General features: G+C 66.0%; 10 protein-coding genes and 1 pseudogene. 3 read left to right on the top strand and 8 right to left on the bottom strand.

The window, feature by feature from the left end:
* Positions 1 to 103 precede the first annotated feature (103 nt).
* Positions 104 to 3421 carry a PAS-domain containing protein gene (locus tag C8J26_RS14315; RefSeq protein ID WP_107958973.1) on the top strand — a complete coding sequence of 1106 codons (3318 nt, stop codon included), beginning with the start codon at positions 104 to 106 and terminating at the stop codon, positions 3419 to 3421.
* 150 nt (positions 3422 to 3571) lie between these two features.
* Here the strand turns inward: C8J26_RS14315 and C8J26_RS14310 are convergent, their stop codons facing one another.
* Both C8J26_RS14310 and acs read right to left on the bottom strand, forming a co-directional pair.
* On the bottom strand, positions 3572 to 4195 hold the full coding sequence (locus C8J26_RS14310) for a response regulator transcription factor (protein ID WP_107958972.1): 624 nt from the start codon (positions 4193 to 4195) through the stop codon (positions 3572 to 3574).
* Positions 4192 to 6147: an acetate--CoA ligase gene (gene acs / locus C8J26_RS14305; RefSeq protein ID WP_107959181.1), complete on the bottom strand. Its 1956-nt coding sequence runs from the start codon at positions 6145 to 6147 to the stop codon at positions 4192 to 4194. The genes C8J26_RS14310 and acs overlap by 4 nt, the downstream gene beginning before the upstream one ends.
* 155 nt (positions 6148 to 6302) lie before the next feature.
* Between acs and C8J26_RS14300 the strand changes: the two genes are divergently transcribed.
* Positions 6303 to 7751: a DcaP family trimeric outer membrane transporter gene (locus C8J26_RS14300; RefSeq protein WP_244185320.1), complete on the top strand. Its 1449-nt coding sequence runs from the start codon at positions 6303 to 6305 to the stop codon at positions 7749 to 7751.
* A gap of 224 nt (positions 7752 to 7975) precedes the next feature.
* The gene (locus tag C8J26_RS14295) at positions 7976 to 9643 is read left to right on the top strand and encodes an MFS transporter (RefSeq protein WP_107958971.1); all 1668 of its coding nucleotides are present in this window, start codon (positions 7976 to 7978) and stop codon (positions 9641 to 9643) included.
* Between the two features lie 247 nt (positions 9644 to 9890).
* Here the strand turns inward: C8J26_RS14295 and C8J26_RS14290 are convergent, their stop codons facing one another.
* The 6 genes and pseudogenes from C8J26_RS14290 to C8J26_RS14265 all read right to left on the bottom strand — a co-directional run bounded on the left by C8J26_RS14290 (position 9891) and on the right by C8J26_RS14265 (position 15489).
* Positions 9891 to 10106 carry a hypothetical protein gene (locus C8J26_RS14290; protein ID WP_107958970.1) on the bottom strand — a complete coding sequence of 72 codons (216 nt, stop codon included), beginning with the start codon at positions 10104 to 10106 and terminating at the stop codon, positions 9891 to 9893.
* A 133-nt stretch (positions 10107 to 10239) separates the two neighbouring features.
* Entirely contained in the window at positions 10240 to 11352 is a 1113-nt protein-coding gene (locus tag C8J26_RS14285; RefSeq protein ID WP_107958969.1) for an SGNH/GDSL hydrolase family protein, read from the bottom strand.
* Positions 11331 to 12338 carry a glycosyl hydrolase gene (locus tag C8J26_RS14280; protein WP_244185319.1) on the bottom strand — a complete coding sequence of 336 codons (1008 nt, stop codon included), beginning with the start codon at positions 12336 to 12338 and terminating at the stop codon, positions 11331 to 11333. The genes C8J26_RS14285 and C8J26_RS14280 overlap by 22 nt, the downstream gene beginning before the upstream one ends.
* Entirely contained in the window at positions 12338 to 13657 is a 1320-nt protein-coding gene (locus C8J26_RS14275; protein WP_483009887.1) for a glycoside hydrolase 5 family protein, read from the bottom strand. Before C8J26_RS14275 ends, C8J26_RS14280 begins: the two co-directional genes overlap by 1 nt.
* 51 nt (positions 13658 to 13708) lie before the next feature.
* Positions 13709 to 14497 carry a TolB-like translocation protein gene (locus C8J26_RS14270; RefSeq protein WP_244185318.1) on the bottom strand — a complete coding sequence of 263 codons (789 nt, stop codon included), beginning with the start codon at positions 14495 to 14497 and terminating at the stop codon, positions 13709 to 13711.
* A 420-nt stretch (positions 14498 to 14917) separates the two neighbouring features.
* A pseudogene (locus tag C8J26_RS14265) lies at positions 14918 to 15489 on the bottom strand (tyrosine-type recombinase/integrase).
* Between the last annotated feature and the right edge of the window lie 427 nt (positions 15490 to 15916).

Genomic DNA, 15916 nt, shown 5'->3' with positions numbered 1-15916 from the left:
TCTTCGGTTCCTTAGCATGGTCGCCGTCAGTCCGGATCGGCGCTATAACGCGTCGTGACCCTGCGCTGCGGCGCCAGACCGGAGCGCCTTCATTACCCGTCCGATGATCATCCTCGCCATTCTCGGGTACGGCGCGACGCTGTTCGGGATTGCGTGGGTGGTGGACCGGCGGGGCCTGTCGCGGCGGCTCGGGCAGATCGCGTATCCGTTATCGCTGGCGGTCTATTGCAGCAGCTGGACGTTCTTCGGCGGGGTCGGCACTGCGGCGACGCGCGGCTGGGATTATCTCGCCATCTATCTCGGGCCGGCGCTGGTGTTCCTGCTGGCGCCCAGGTTCCTTGCGCGGCTGGTCCGGCTGGCGCGCGAGGAGGGATCGAGTTCGATCTCGGACTTCATCTCCGCGCGCTATGGGCGCAGCCGGGGGACCGCGGCGATCGTCGCGGGGACGGCTCTGCTCGCGTCGGTGCCATATATCGCGCTGCAGTTGCGCTCGGTCACGCTCAGCTTCGGCGCAATCGCGGGCGTCGGGAGTTCGGCGGAGGTCGGCACCTTCGTCGCGCTGCTGCTGGCGGTGTTCGCGATCCTGTTCGGTGCGCGACGGTACGAGGTGGCGGGACGCAACCCCGGCGTGGTGGCGGCGATCGCGGCGGAATCGCTGATCAAGCTGCTCTGCTTCGTCGTGCTCGGCGTGGTGACGCTGGCAGTGCTCGTCGACGTGCCCGCCGCGACGCTCGCGGCGCCGCTGGCCAGACTGCGGTCCGGTTTCACCTGGGGCGCGCTGACGTCCGATTTCTGGGTGCGGACGCTGTTGTCGGCGCTCGCGATCCTGTGCCTGCCGCGGCAATTCTATGTGGGCGTGATCGAGGCGCGCGGGCCCGATGCGGTGGCGCGCGCGCGCTGGCCGTTCATCGCATACATGGTCGTGATCTCGCTGCTGGTGCTGCCACTGGCGCTGGCGGGCATGACGCTGCTGCCGGGCGATGCCGAGCCCGACCTGTACGTGCTAACAGTGCCGTTGCAGCGCGGCGAGCATCTGGTGGCGCTGCTCGCGTTTCTTGGCGGGTTTTCGGCGGCGACGGCGATGGTGGTGGTCGAGACGATCGCGCTGTCGACGATGGCGACGAACGACCTGCTCGCGCCGATGCTGCTCCGGCGGCACGGCGAGGCGGGCGAGGGCGAGCTTGGCCGGCGGATGCTGCGCGTGCGGCGGGTGATCATCGCGGCGATCGTTGCGGTGGCGCTGGTGTACGGGCGGAGCCTCGGCGCGGACCTGCCGCTGGCGTCGATCGGGCTGATCGCTTTTGCGGGCGTCGCGCAGTTCGCGCCTGCGCTGATCGCGACGGTCGGGTGGAACTTCGCCAACCACACAGCGGCGCGCGCCGGGCTGATCGGTGGCGTGGTCGTCTGGATCTACTGCCTGTTGCTGCCGTCGATCGGGGAGGGCATCGGACCGGCGCTCGCGCACTTCACGCGCGGCTGGCTCGATCCCGACGCGTTGCTCGGCTGGCGGATCGGCTCGCCCTTGGTCAACGGCACGGTGTGGAGCCTGGGCGTCAACGTCGCGCTGATGGCCGGGCTGCATGCGATCGAGCGGCATCGCGGGAACAGCGCGCTCGACCATGTCACGACGCTCGGCGAACTGCGGATGCTGGTCGCGCGGTTCGTCGGCGAAGGCGAGGCCGAGGCGATCGGCGTGGCGTCCCCCGATCTGCGGGCCCCGATCGACGGACCCGCCGCGCGCACCGCCGAGCGGTTGATCGCGGGCGTGATCGGCGCACCGTCGGCGCGCAAGATCGTCGCGTCGAGCATTGCCGGGTCTGCGATGGACGTCAGCGACGTGGTCCGGCTGCTCGACCAGCGCGGGCGGTCGCTGAGGTTTTCGCGCACGTTGCTGTCGGCGACGCTGGAAACGATCGATCCGGGGGTGAGCGTGATCGACGCGGACCTGCGGCTGGTCGCGTGGAATCCGCGTTATGTCGAGATGTTCGACTATCCCGAGGGCTATGTCGTCGTCGGCCGATCGATCGCCGACCTTATCCGCTACAACGCCGAGCGCGAGGGGAGCATCGACGATATCGCGGCGCATGTCGGTCGGCGGATGGGGCATCTCGCGCGCGGGACCCCGCATAGTTTCGAGCGGCAACGGCCGTCGGGGCGGTGGATCAAGATGGTCGGGCGGCCGATGCCGGGCGGGGGCTATGTCCAGAGCTTCACCGACATCACCTCGGAAAAGGAGGCGCAGGCCGATCTCGAGGCGCGGGTGGCGGCGCGGACCCAGGATCTGGCGCAGTCGAACGCGATGCTCGGCGAGGCGCGCGCGGTGGCGGAGACCGCGACGCGCGACAAGACGCGGTTCCTGGCGGCGGCGAGCCACGATCTGTTGCAGCCGTTGCACGCGGCGCGGCTGTTCTGCGCGGCGCTCGACGAGGGCAAGGCGCCGCATCAGGCGGAGCTGGTGCGCGCGATCGATGGCGCGATCGGATCGGCGGACACGTTGCTGCGCGCGCTGCTCGACGTGTCGCGGCTCGATGCCGGGGGCGTGGTGCCGAAAGTCGAGCGGTTTGCGTTGGGGGCGCTGATCGAGGAGTTGGCGGTACAGTTCCGGCCACTCGGGGGCGAGCGCGGACTGGTACTGGCGTCGCATCCTGCTGTGTTCAGCGTGGCGACCGATCGCTCGCTGCTCCGCTCGATCCTGCAGAATTTCCTGTCGAACGCGGTGCGCTATTCGGCGGACGGGCGGATCTGGATCGGCGCGCGGCGGCGTGGCGATGACGTGCTGATCGAGGTGCGTGACAACGGACCTGGCATTGCCGCGGCCGACCGCGAGCGGATCTTCGAAGAGTTCGAGCGGCTCGAAAGCAAGGGGAGTGCGGGTGGCGGCGTCGGTCTGGGGCTGGCGATCGTCCGGCGGATCGCGCGGTTGCTGGGGGTAGCGGTGGAATTGCGCTCGGCGCCGGGGCGGGGGACGACGTTCGCGGTACGGGTGCCGATTGCGCCTTCCGGGCTGGACGTGCCGCTGCCGACGCCATCGGCGACGCGTGCGCTGGTGCCGGGTCTGCGCGTGCTGTGCCTCGACAACGACGTGACGATCCTGGCGGCGCTCGACGCGGCGTTGCGCGCGCGACGGTGCGTGCCGCTGCTGGCGGGGACGATCGCGGAGGCGCTCGAACTGGCGGCGGACGAGGAGCCGGATGTTGCGCTGGTCGACTATCATCTCGACGAGGCGGAGGACGGGTTGGACGTCGTCGCGCGGTTGCGGGCGATGGCGCCGGCACCGGCAATCGCGCTGGTGACCGCGGACCGCACGGTTGCAGAGGACGATCGGTGTGCGGGGCTTGTAGTGCTGACGAAGCCCGTCGTGCCCGCGGACCTGTGGCGGTTCATCGAGGATGCGGCGGCGGCAGCGGCGCGGGGGAGTTGAATGGCGTCTTTGGGGAGGGCATTCGAAAGCCTGTCGGCCCCCTCGTCATCCTGACGAAAGTCAGGACCCAGGGTACCGGCCACACCGATTTTGGCTCTGGGTCCTGACTTTCGTCAGGATGACGGGTTGGGGGAGGGCGGGTGTCCCGCCTCAATCGGCGAAGTGGATGTCCATCGCCCTTGCGGCCAGCACGGCCTGTGTTCGGTTCTGCACGCCGAGTTTGCGCAGGATGGCGGTCATGTGGCCTTTTACGGTGCCCTCGGAGATGCCGAGGTCGAACGCCACCTGCTTGTTCAAGCGCCCCGCCAGCACGCCGAGCAGGACCTTTAGCTCGGTCGGCGTCAGGCTTGCGACGCGCGTAGCCATGTCATCGACGGGCGCGTCTTCCGGTGGTGCATCGCGTTCGCCGGCCAGGGCTCGCGCGACGGCTTTCTCCAGCGCGGCAAGATCGGCCGTCTTCGAGACGAAGCCGACCGCCCCATACGCCCGCGCGCGCGGTGCGGCTTCGGCCTCGTCCGCCGACGAGATCACGAGGATCGGCGTGCCGGGGCGTTCGGCATGGAGCAGCGCGACGCCGGCAAAGCCTTCCGACCCCGGCATCCGCAGGTCGAGCAGGATGAGGTCGAGACGCTCTGCGCCGCGCACCGCATCGGCCGCCTCGCAGAGCTGCCCGGCCTCGATCACCACCGCGTCGGGCGCGGCGCGGCTGACCGCCAGTTTGAGCGCCTGGCGGAACAGCGGGTGATCGTCGGCGATGAGGATCGTGCGAGTCATGCCGGGACTGAAGTGGCCTCCTCGCGGCCGGCGATCAAGGCGTCGACCACCGCGGGATCGGCGAGCGTCGAGGTGTCGCCGAGCTGGTCGAGCTGGTTCTCCGCGATCTTGCGCAGAATGCGGCGCATGATCTTGCCCGAGCGCGTCTTGGGGAGCGCGGGCGCGAACTGGAGGATGTCGGGGGTCGCGATCGGGCCAATCTCGCGGCGGACCCACTGGACGAGTTCCTTGCGCAGATCGGCGCTCGGCTCGGCGTTCGCGTTGAGCGTGACATAGGCATAGATGCCCTGGCCCTTCAGATCGTGCGGCATGCCGACGACCGCGGCCTCGGCGACCTTGGCGTGCGCGACGAGCGCGCTCTCGACCTCGGCGGTGCCCATCCGGTGGCCGCTGACGTTGATCACGTCGTCGACGCGGCCGGTGATCCAGTAATAGCCGTCCTCGTCGCGGCGGCAGCCGTCGCCGGTGAAGTACTTGCCCGGATAGGTCGAGAAATAGGTCTGGAAGAAGCGCTCGTGATCGTTCCACACGGTCCGCATCTGGCCGGGCCAGCTGTCGGCGATGACGAGGTTGCCCTCGACCGCGCCGTCGAGGACCTTGCCCTCCGCGTCGACCAGTTCGGGGATGACGCCGAACAGCGGCTTGGTGGCGCTGCCGGGCTTGAGTGCGGTCGCGCCGGGGAGCGGGCTGATCATGTGGCCGCCCGTCTCGGTCTGCCACCAGGTATCGACGATCGGGCAACGGCCGTCGCCGACGACATTGTGATACCAGTTCCACGCCTCCGGATTGATCGGCTCGCCGACCGAGCCGAGCAGGCGGAGCGACTTGCGGCTGGTCCGCGTCACCCAGTCGTCGCCCTCGCGCATCAGCGAGCGCAGTGCGGTCGGCGCGGTGTAGAGGATGTTGACCTGGTATTTGTCGACGATCTGCCAGAAGCGGCTGTGGTCGGGATAGTTGGGTACGCCCTCGAACATCACCGTCGTCGCGCCGTTCGCGAGCGCGCCGTAGAGCGAATAGGTGTGGCCGGTCACCCAGCCGACATCGGCGGCGCACCAGAAAATCTCGCCTTGGCGGTAGTTGAAGACGTATTCGTGCGTCATCGACGCCCAGACCAGATAGCCGCCGCTGGTGTGAAGCACGCCCTTTGGCTGGCCGGTGGAGCCGCTGGTGTAGAGGATGAACAGCGGATCCTCGGCGTTCATCGGCTCGGGGGCGCAGTCGGTCGATTGGCCTTCGACGCACTCATGATACCAGCAGTCGCGGCCCTCGGTCATCGTGACCTTTCCACCGGTGCGGCGGACGACGATGACGGTCTCGACCGCGAGGTCGCCGTGATCGAGTGCGGCATCGACATTGGCCTTCAAGGGCACGGTCTTGCCACCGCGCAGGCCTTCGTCGGCGGTGATGACGATACGGCTGTCGCAGTCGTGGATGCGGTTGCACAGGCTCTCGGGCGAGAAGCCGCCGAAGACGACCGAGTGGATCGCGCCGATCCGCGCGCAGGCGAGCATCGCGAACGCCGCCTCGGGGATCATCGGCAGGTAGATCGTGACTCGGTCGCCCTTCGTGACGCCGCGCGACTTCAGGCAGTTGGCGAGCTTCGAGACCTCGTCGCGCAGTTCGGCATAGCTGATCTTGCGGGATTCGTCGGGGTTGTCGCCTTCCCAGAGGATCGCGATCGCGTCGGGGCGGGCGTCGGCGTGGCGGTCGACGCAGTTGGCGGCGACGTTGAGCTGACCGTCTTCGAACCAGCGGATGCGGAAGTCGCTCTCATCGAACGACGTGTCCTTGATCTTGGTCGGGGCGACGATCCAGTCGAGACGCTTGGCTTCCTTGGACCAGAAGGCGTCGGGATCGGTCGCGGCCTCGGCATACATCCGGTCAGAGGCGGCGGCGTCGATCAGCGCGTCCTTCGCCCACTCCGCGGGGACGGGATAGCTTGCCTCGGTCATCTGGCTCTCCTTTTGCCGCGCTGTACGCGGTCGGCCGCGCGCGATCATCCCGCACCAAAGTAAGGGATGGACGGGCGTTCGCAATCCGCCATGGTGGCGAGGCTTATATCCACGCGTAAGACCAGTGGAAAAGTGCGGAGACGGGGATGACATGTATGGTGTTCAAGACACGGCTGGCCTTCACGGCGCTGCTCGCAGGGACTGCGCTGGTACCGGCTGCGGCATATGCGCAGACGGCGCGTGAGGTCGAGCTCGAGACGCGACTGAAGGCGCTCGAGGCCGCGGTGCAGGACCTGCGGGGCGAACTGACCGCCGCGCGCGCCACTGCTGCTGCAGCGCCGCAAACCGCTGTGTCGCCGACCGCGCCACCGACCGCCATGGCATCGTCGCCGACTGCGCCGCATCCGACCGGGCCGAGCGGCCCGACCGCGCCGACCGCGCTGGCGGAGGCAAAGCCCGCCGGACCGGGGCCTGCGCCGACCGACGGGTTCAAGGTCGCGGGCACCACGGTCAAGCTCAACGGCTTCTTCAAGACCTGGGCATCGGTGAGCCGCTACAGTGGCGGCAATATCGCGCCGGAATCGGTCGGTCGTGATTTCTACTTCCCCAGCATGACCCCGGTCGGCGGACGCAACGAAGGCAACAGCTTCGAATCGCATGCCAAGCAGACCCGGATCGTGCTCGCGACGGATACGCCGATCGCGGGGCACAGCCTGAAGGGGCTGCTCGAACTCGATTTCCAGGTCGTGCCCGGCACGCAGGGCAACCAGCGCGTCGTCAGCGGCTATAACCCCGGCCTGCGTCGCGCGTTCTTCACCTACGACAACTGGCTGTTCGGGCAGGAATGGACGACCTTCCAGTATATCGGCGCGTTGCCCGAGACGACCGACTTTATCGGGCCGTCGGAAGGCACCGTGTTCGTCCGTCAGGCGCAGGTTCGCTACACGCGCAAGCTGAGCGACACGCTGTCGCTGTCGGTCGCCGCGGAAAACCCCGAGACGGCATCGACCAATCTGGTGTCCGCGGCAGTGGTCGAGAATGCGGATGACCGTCTTCCCGACGTTGCCGCGCGGCTGAACTACAAGACCGCGTTCGGCGAGTTCTCGCTGGCGGGGCTGGCGCGGAAGCTGACGATCGACACGGGACCGCTGAACGAGAGTGCTACAGGCTGGGGCGTGTCGTTCGCGGGCAAGGTGCCGCTCGATGCGTCGGGCCATTCGGACATCCGCTTCATGGTCACGCATGGCGACGGGATCGGCCGCTATGTCGGCCTGAACCTCGCACCCGATGCGGTCTTCTCGGCCGTGCCCGGGGCGGAATTGCAGACGCCGAGCCTCACCGCCGGGTTCGCGGCGCTCAAGCTGGGCTGGACCGACAAGCTCCGCTCGACCTTCATCGGCAGCGTCCAGTCGATCGACTACCCGACCGGCGGCGAGCCGATCGGCGCGACCGACTCTGCCTGGAGCGCATCGGCCAATTTGTTCTACTCGCCAATCAAGAGCATCGATCTCGGCGTCGAATTTCGCCACGCCCAACGCCAGCTCGTCAACGGCCAGGTTGGCAAGATGGACCGCGGCGAGCTTGCCGCACGCTATTCGTTCTAGGGCATGATTTCGTGATCCTCCCCCGCAAGCGGGAGGTGTCGCCGAAGGTAACGGAGGGGGAGGGCACGCAACGATGGTCATCGTTTACCGCCTCCTCCGTCTGGCAAGCGCCAGCCACCTCCCCCTTGCGGGGGAGGATGAGAGCGGCGCCGGATCGACTTCTTTGCGTTCAAGAGCCGGCGACGATCGGCTGTTCCATCCACCTTATCTGAGAGGATATCGCCATGGCGACGACAACCGGGGACGCATCGCCCCTTGGTCATGCGAAGCAGAGCCAACCCTTGATCATCATCGCGTCGTCGCTCGGCGCGGTGTTCGAATGGTATGATTTCTATCTGTACGGCCTGCTCGCGACGATCATCACAGCGCAGTTCTTCTCGGGCGTCAACGAGACGACCGGGTTCATCTTCGCGCTCGCGGCGTTCGCGGCCGGGTTTGCGGTGCGGCCGTTCGGTGCGCTGGTGTTCGGGCGGATCGGCGATGTCGTCGGTCGCAAGAACACCTTCCTCGTCACGATGGCGATCATGGGGCTGTCGACCTTCCTCGTCGGCCTGCTGCCGAGCTACGCGTCGGTCGGCGTCGCCGCGCCGATCGCGCTGGTCGTGCTGCGGCTGTTGCAGGGTCTCGCGCTCGGCGGCGAATATGGTGGTGCCGCGACCTATGTCGCCGAGCATGCGCCCGACAAGAAGCGCGGGCTGTTCACCAGCTTCATCCAGACGACCGCGTCGCTCGGGCTGTTCGCGGCGCTGCTGATCGTGATCGGCGTGCGCACGCTGGTCGGCGAAGAGGCGTTTGCCGCCTGGGGCTGGCGCATCCCGTTCATCGTCTCGATCGCGTTGCTCGCGGTGTCGCTGTGGATCCGCATGCAGCTCGAAGAGAGCCCTGTGTTCCAGAAGATGAAGGACGAGGGCAAAACGTCGAAGGCGCCGCTGACCGAGGCGTTCGGGCAGTGGAGCAACCTGAAGATCGTGCTGATCGCGCTGTTCGGGGCGGTCGTCGGGCAGGGCGTCGTGTTCTACACCAGCCAGTTCTACGCGCTGTTCTTCCTCGAGAAGAACCTGCGCGTCGACGGGCCGACCACCAACATCCTGATCGCGATCGCGCTGTTGATCGCGACGCCCGCGTTCATCTTCTTCGGCTGGCTGTCGGACAAGGTCGGGCGGAAATACATCATCCTGACCGGCTGCGCGCTCGCCGCGCTGACCTACATGCCGCTGTTCCACGCGCTGTCGAAAGCCGCTAACCCGGCACTTTACGCGGCGCAGGCCAATTCGCCGGTGAGCGTCGTCGCCAACCCCGACGAGTGCTCGGTCCAGTTCGATCCGGTCGGCAAGAACAAGTTCGACAGCAGCTCGTGCGACATCGCCAAGGCGTATCTGGCGAAGGCGGGCATCTCCTATGCCAACGTCATCGCGCCTGCCGGCACCGTCGCGCAGATCCATATCGGCGGCGCGACCATCCCGGTCGTCAATCCCGCGGTCGTGTCGGGCCCGGAAAAGGCCGCCGCGATCAAGGCGTTCGGTACCGAGGTGAAGACCGCATTGACCGCGGTCGGCTACCCCGAAAAGGCGGATCCGGCGCAGATCAACAAGCCGCTGGTCATCGCGATCCTCGTCATCCTCGTACTGTACGTGACGATGGTTTACGGGCCGATCGCGGCGCTGCTGGTCGAGCTGTTCCCGACCAAGATCCGCTACACGTCGATGTCGCTGCCCTATCATATCGGCAATGGCTGGTTCGGCGGGTTCCTGCCGACCGCGGCGTTCGCGATGGTCGCGGCGACCGGGGATATCTATTACGGGCTGTGGTACCCGATCGTCGCCTGCGCGGTGACCGCGCTGGTCGGGCTGGTGTTCCTGCCCGAGACGTTCCGCCGGTCGCTGCATAGCTGACCGACGACGCTACGAACGACCTGATCGGGCCCGAGGCGCTAAGGCGCGCCTCGGGCCCGAAGTGTTTCGGGGGTCAGGTTCGAAGCGTGATCGCCGCCATGCCGAGCAGGCGCTGGTTCAGTCGCCGACCTTGGCCGTAGCGAGCGTCCTGGTGATTGGGACGGTGGCCGTCTTGCCGTCGGTGCTGACCATGCCAAGCCGACCGGCGCGGTGGCGGGACGGTCGACGCGGACGTCGAGGACAAGGCTCAGTCGGCATCTCTGCCGTTGAGGATCGAGCCGTGCTTGTAGGAGCGCAGGTCCAAGAGCTCGATGCTGGCGATGTTGACCTGGATCAGCTGGCTGATCTTGTCCGCGACCGACATGCGTTTCAGCAGCGCCTCGATCCGAGCGTTCGCGGTTGGCCAGATCTTCAGATGCGCGACCGCGGGCACGGGCGCCGTGGGACGCGCTATCGGCGTCACCGCGGACTAGGGCCGAAGCGCGAGGTTAACGTGGAAACGCGGCCTACAACGTACTCTCCCCCGGGCGGTAGGCATCATCCGTGCCTTGGCAGCGCTGCTAGCGGGTTAGCGCTACGACGGCCAGATCGTTTGGCTATTTCTGTCTCCATATCTCCGGGTGCGTGTCGATATAGGTTGATAGCGCCATGGTAATCCGGGCGTCGTCCGAGGTCGACGGGTGGGCGTGACAGCCAGTGAAGGCGAGGCCGGCGACGGGAATGAAGCCTATGTCGCGCTCGCCTTCGGCGTTGAGGCGCGAAGCGACCTTGCCGACTTCGGATGCGATTTCGCCGTTGGCCATATCGGTGGCCCACAGGATGACGTGCGCGTTCGGGGCATGCGCGCGCAGGCGTTTGACGAAATCGACATAATGCTGCTCGTAGTCGGCGTGCAGTGCGTCGCGCGTTTTCCATGGCTCGCCGGGGTGGAGAGGCGTGGTCAAGTCGTTGGTCCCGAGCGCGATCACGAACAAGTGAGGGTGCCAGGCGGGGTCGGCGTAGCGCGCGGCCTTGTCGAACAGCGTGAACGGGTAAGCGGTCGGGACGGTATCGGCGGCCATGCCGTCATAGTTGCGGACGATGCCGCGGCCGGAGATCGCGTTGACCTGATAGTCCGCGCCATAGCGGCGGGCGGTCAGCGCGGGCATGGCTTGGGCGGTGTCGGTGGTCGCCCAGACTTCGTCTTGCGTACAGTCGCGCCGGGTCGAGATATTGCCGTAGCCGACGGTGTGCGAGTCGCCGATGAATTCGATTTGGCGGGCGCGGCTCGGCGCGGGGAGGGGGCGTGTTCCGGACGCGGCGTAGAATCCTCCGAAGACGGTGGGCGCGGACTGGCTTTCGCTGGCGACGTCAACGCGGATCGCGTGGCGACCGTGGGCGAGACCGGCGACGCGATAGAGCCCCGGCTTCGGCTTGACGAGTTTGGCGACTGGGGCGCCATCGACGGACACATGCAGGACGATGTCACCCTGGCCGATCTTCAGCAGCGCGCTCGGGCCGCGGAACGCCGACTCGAAATACGTGCCCGGCCATTGGCGCCTATACCCTTCCGCGACCCGTTCGGCGCGTCCGCCGATATGGACCGGGAGGGCCGCACCGGCTTTCGTGGTGGTCGGCGTCAACGTTGGCGAAGCGGCGATCACCGACGTCGACAGGAGTGCCGTGGCAAACAGCCCGAGGACCGCTTTCATGCCTTCACCTTCAGCCATGCGGGCAGTTCGTCCTTGGTGACATAGCGTTTTGATGCGTAGTCACGGTGTAGCTGGTCCGCCGTGTTCTGGTCGGTGCCGGTCAGCCAGCGCGTGTGCCATGTCATGAACCAGAGCCAGTCTGCGGTGGGGCCGAGCAATGCCGGATCGGGGACTGGGCCGTTCTCGTGCAGGCAGATTGGAAGCGTGTCGCCGACGATGGCCTTCACCTGCGCGAACATGGCTGCGAGATTGCCATGATCGTTCGCGTAGATATCCGCGCCGGCGACATCGACCGTTGCGTCCCCGGGATACCAGGCGGGGTCGACGTTCTGGCCCGCCCAGCCGAGCACCCAGATGAGGTTGCCCAGGCGGTGGACGCGCGTGAACTGATCGTACATCAGCGCCCAGAGCGATTTGAACGCATCGGGGCCGTGCTTGCCCCACCAGAACCAGTCGCCGCTGAACTCGTGGAACGGGCGCCATAACACCGCCACGCCGCGGTCCTTAAGAACGGCAAGCAGCCGCGCGACCTCCGTCATGTCGCGCATCATGGCAATGTTCTGCGGCGTACCGGGTTTAAGTGCGGCCGCGACGTCGAAATCCTTCTTCGAATTTTCGTAGCCTGTGCCGATATCGGGTGCGCCCCAATGCCAGCACAAGGTGACGATGCCGCCCGAGCGCGCCCAAGCGGTCGCCCGGTCGTTCACCGCATCGTTATCGCGCGGGTCGATATAGTCGAGCCCGAGAATAGCCGGGAGCTTGCCCGTGACCTGCTGGAGGTAATCGAGTTCACCGCGCGGGTTGGGCGGCGCGGATCCCTGTTCCTGCTGGCCGGTCAGTGTCTTGCGACCATACTGGCTCCAAAGATACGTATAGAGCTTTCGCGCAGTCGGGGTGGCATTCGCGTTGCTCAGGGTACGGTCCGGTACCGCTGCCAGTGCCGGTATGCCCTGCATCAGGCCGAGCGCCGCCGTCAGACCGAGCGTCTCGCGTCGGTTGAGCATCACAGTCCTGCCATCACGGCGGCGTGCGCGCGAATCACGGATTGCGTGGCGGTGTCACTGTCGAAAACGCCGTACCAGCCCTGCGGTTCGTGCGGCGGGTCGCCCATGTAGCCGAGGTCGCCGCGCTGGAAGCGGTGATCGGCATGCGGCGTGCGCGCTTCGCCGTTCCATGCCCAGAAGTTCGAGCCCGCGAGCGGTCCGCCGGCGTTCGCGTTTGCTTCGATCGCGGCATATATCTGACGGTAGAAGCGGTCCTTGAAGACGGTGGTGATGGTCGGGTCGTAGGCGGTCTTGCCGTCGCGCGGATAGCCGAACTCCTCGATCACCAGCGGCTTGCCCAGCGTTGTCGCAAGTCGGATATGCGTGTCGAGATAGTCCGCCACCTTCGCCGCGCCCGCGTCATAGGTGCCGGCGAGGTTCCCCGAATCCATCCAGGTCCAATTATTCGGCCAGATATGCGTTGTGAGGTAGTCAATCGCCGGCGAGCGATGCGCGGCGAGCACGACGTCTTCGCGTTCGATCGAGCCCTTCAGCCCTTCCGAGCCAGTCGAGACGAGGTGATTGGGATCGAGCGTCTTGATGTAGCGGGCGGTCTCGTCGATCCACCGATAAAAGTTCGGAAGATTGGGAATCGCGGCCTTGTCACCGCCTGCGGGACGCGGTTCGTTCGCCAGTTGCCACGCCATGATCGTCGGATCGGCGGCATAGCCGACGCCAGTGACGCTGTTTGTGCGCGTGACGACCGCGCGAATATAATCGCGGTACATCGCCTGCGCCTGGCCGTTGGTATAGAACGCCGCGTTCCAATCGGCGAACTCGGGCCAGGGGTGTGCGGGGTCGTTCATGTCGATGAACCTGCCGCCGTTGACCCATGACAGATACGTCATCATTCCACCCGACCATTCCCAAAAGTTGGTCAGGTAGATGACCCCGGTCATGTCGCGCTTCGCCATCTCGGCGAGCGTCCAGTCGAGGCCCTTGAGCAGATCCTCGTTGTAGGTCGCGGTCCGGTCGCGGAACCCCGGCGTGATCGAGTTTTTAAGGGGCGACAGTTCGGCCGAGCCCAGGATGCGCAGGTTGCGCACGCCGAGCGCTTTCAACCGATCCAGCTCGCGGCCAAGCCGTGCACGATCACCATAGGCTGTGTCCGCGCCAAGCCATGCACCGTACCAGATATTCGCGCCAACGTAGCGATACGGCATGCCGTTGCGCTCGAAACGGTGCCCGTGGACTGTAACGAACGATGAAGCCTCCGAACGGCTAACGAGCCTGTTGGCCCCAAGATGCGCCGTATTCGTGCAGGCAGCGACGAGAGCCATTCCCGCGAGCAACGCTGCGCGCCTGTCGATTACCGCCATGCCCTCTCCCTGTTACGCCTGTGTTTCGCAACCGATCGCGCCGGTCCGTATCGGAATGACCTTAGGATTCCACCAAGCTCGGCGCCACCGCCGAATGTCCTCACCGGATGAATTCCGTCGGCCAAAGCGAGGCCCCGAATGGCCGGCGTAACTCAGTGTTTGATAGGTCCGCGCCGCCGAAGTGCGACCGGCGCTTTCCTGGATCACCGGGCCGGTGGGCGTGCTGCTCGAAACGGGTGCCGCTCCGCGACTGGCGGGCACGGTATTGCTGACTAGCGCCTTGCTGTCCGGCATCCTTGCGAAGGGCGTGCCGAACGTGCCGTTCAGCCCCCGAGCGACCATGCGGGCGCTGCCGTTGCGCTCGGCGATCCATAGCGACAGGCCGTCGGCCTCGTGCGCGCAGAAGGCAAGACGGGTGCCGTCGGGTGACCAATTGGGTGCGGCGAAGCGCAAGCCGGCGGGCAGCTTGACCGCGACGGTCCTCCCCGAGCCGACGTCCTTGAAGCTCAGTGCGTTCAGCCATTGCACGCGGACCTCGGCCTGACCATTGGCGGCGGGGTCGATGCGGTAGCCGCCCAGCCGCGAGATCGGTTTTGACAGATTGGCGATCGACGGCAAATTCTCGCGCCCCAAAATCACCAGCGTGCGGTGATCGGGGCCGACGGCGACGCCGGGGATAGGCGGCGTTTCCAGTGCCTTGGCGATCACATCGGGTGCGCGATGATAGGCGCTGCCGCTGGGCGTTTGAGCGTTAACCGTGGTGATCAGGAGCAGGGCAATCAGGCAGGCACCGGCGCGCATTCGAATTTCTTTGTGTCCTACGTCACGCCGTTTGGCATTCGGGTCTGCGAACGTCAACGACAACGCTAGATGCCCGAGCTTACGTGAGTTTGGTCGTGGAACGAGATATCGAACGGAGCCTTGGCATCTCCGCGGACGCAGATGAACGACCGGCTACCTGACCTCAGTCTTTACATAGACTTCTCAGGGCCAAAAGCTCGAGGCTGATGCTGTGCGTGGTACGGGCCTGAAGTCACCGACGCCATTCTGATGACCGTGTTCTCGAACGCTTCGAGCGACTGAGCTAACGGGGGCTCTCTTCTCATTTTGCGCCCTACAGGCTGCCGACCGGCCACCCGCCAGTTGCCGTCCGATCACATGAACGAATGGCGGAAATTATGAACCGGGGGAGGGGGCGCGAACGTCTGCAATTGGGTTTGCTCAGACCTCGGTTCGTTCCGCCAATTCGAGGGCATCCTCCACACCGACCCCGAGGTAGCGCACCGTGCTGTCATTTTTAGCGTGACCAAGCAGGATCTGGACGGCCCTGAGATTGCCCGTCGCCTTGTAAATGATCGACGCCTTGGTTCGCCGGAGTGAGTGGGTCCCGTAATCGCCGGGCTGGAGGCCGATGCCAGCGCCCCATTCGTGAACGAGGCGGGCATACTGGCGCGTGCTCATGTGGTTCATGTAGTCGTTTCGACTGGGGAAGACATAGTCGCCCAGCGTGCCACCGCGTCGCTCCAGCCACGCACGCATTGTCTTCCGGGCCGTCTCCATCAGCCCGAACTGCACCGGCCGGTTGGTCTTCTGCTGCACGACAATGGCTCGATCGCGGACGCGTCCGCCTGACCCCACATCGCCCATGCGAACTTTGACGACGTCGCAGCCGCGTAACTCGCTGCCGATCGCGAAGTCGAACAGCGCCGTGTCGCCTAATCGGCGATGCTGGTCCAACCAGAAGCTCTCGCCCAGACCTGTTGCTGTTTCAGCGCGCGCTTCGCACCACGCAGGTGTCCCTCATTCCAAGGACGACGTTCTGCAAATGCAGGATCAAGCGTCGAGTGCCCCGTAGCTCACCTCCAAGGAGCAGGGTTGTTCTTCCGAAGTAGTGCATCAGAGTTGATCATCGGTGTTCGAATGAGGTGTCCGTGCCACAAACTAGCAGTCGGAACAGCAACGGTAATTCGAAGCCTAGCGCGTCTTCTCCGGCGTTAGTGTGAACAAATATCGGAGGTTCGGTACTCGGATTTAGACTCTGACCCCGGCGGAGTTCATTGCCGCCGCGCTGAGCCGCCCTGACGGAGGTTCCCGCTTGAGTGGGAAGGATTGGGGCGGCTAACTTATTAGGGTCAGAACTCGTTGATCACAGCCAGAAGATGACGGTGGCAGCGAGGGCAACCGCAGAGAAGAAGGCTGTTGGGCAACGGTCGTAGCGGG

The organism is Sphingomonas aurantiaca, assembly GCF_003050705.1.
GTDB lineage: Bacteria > Pseudomonadota > Alphaproteobacteria > Sphingomonadales > Sphingomonadaceae > Sphingomonas > Sphingomonas aurantiaca.
The sequence above is the reverse complement of the archived record's forward strand: the minus strand, read 5'-3'. Positions and strand labels throughout refer to the sequence as shown.

Excerpts from the sequence above, each read along its gene's own strand:
- C8J26_RS14300 (WP_244185320.1), top strand. The coding sequence starts at position 6,303 with ATGGTGTTCAAGACACGGCTGGCCTTCACGGCGCTGCTCGCAGGGACT.
- C8J26_RS14270 (WP_244185318.1), bottom strand. The coding sequence starts at position 14,497 with ATGCGCGCCGGTGCCTGCCTGATTGCCCTGCTCCTGATCACCACGGTT.
- C8J26_RS14280 (WP_244185319.1), bottom strand. The coding sequence starts at position 12,338 with ATGCTCAACCGACGCGAGACGCTCGGTCTGACGGCGGCGCTCGGCCTG.
- C8J26_RS14315 (WP_107958973.1), top strand. The coding sequence starts at position 104 with ATGATCATCCTCGCCATTCTCGGGTACGGCGCGACGCTGTTCGGGATT.
- C8J26_RS14310 (WP_107958972.1), bottom strand. The coding sequence starts at position 4,195 with ATGACTCGCACGATCCTCATCGCCGACGATCACCCGCTGTTCCGCCAG.
- acs (WP_107959181.1), bottom strand. The coding sequence starts at position 6,147 with ATGACCGAGGCAAGCTATCCCGTCCCCGCGGAGTGGGCGAAGGACGCG.
- C8J26_RS14285 (WP_107958969.1), bottom strand. The coding sequence starts at position 11,352 with ATGGCTGAAGGTGAAGGCATGAAAGCGGTCCTCGGGCTGTTTGCCACG.
- C8J26_RS14275 (WP_483009887.1), bottom strand. The coding sequence starts at position 13,657 with ATGGCTCTCGTCGCTGCCTGCACGAATACGGCGCATCTTGGGGCCAAC.
- C8J26_RS14295 (WP_107958971.1), top strand. The coding sequence starts at position 7,976 with ATGGCGACGACAACCGGGGACGCATCGCCCCTTGGTCATGCGAAGCAG.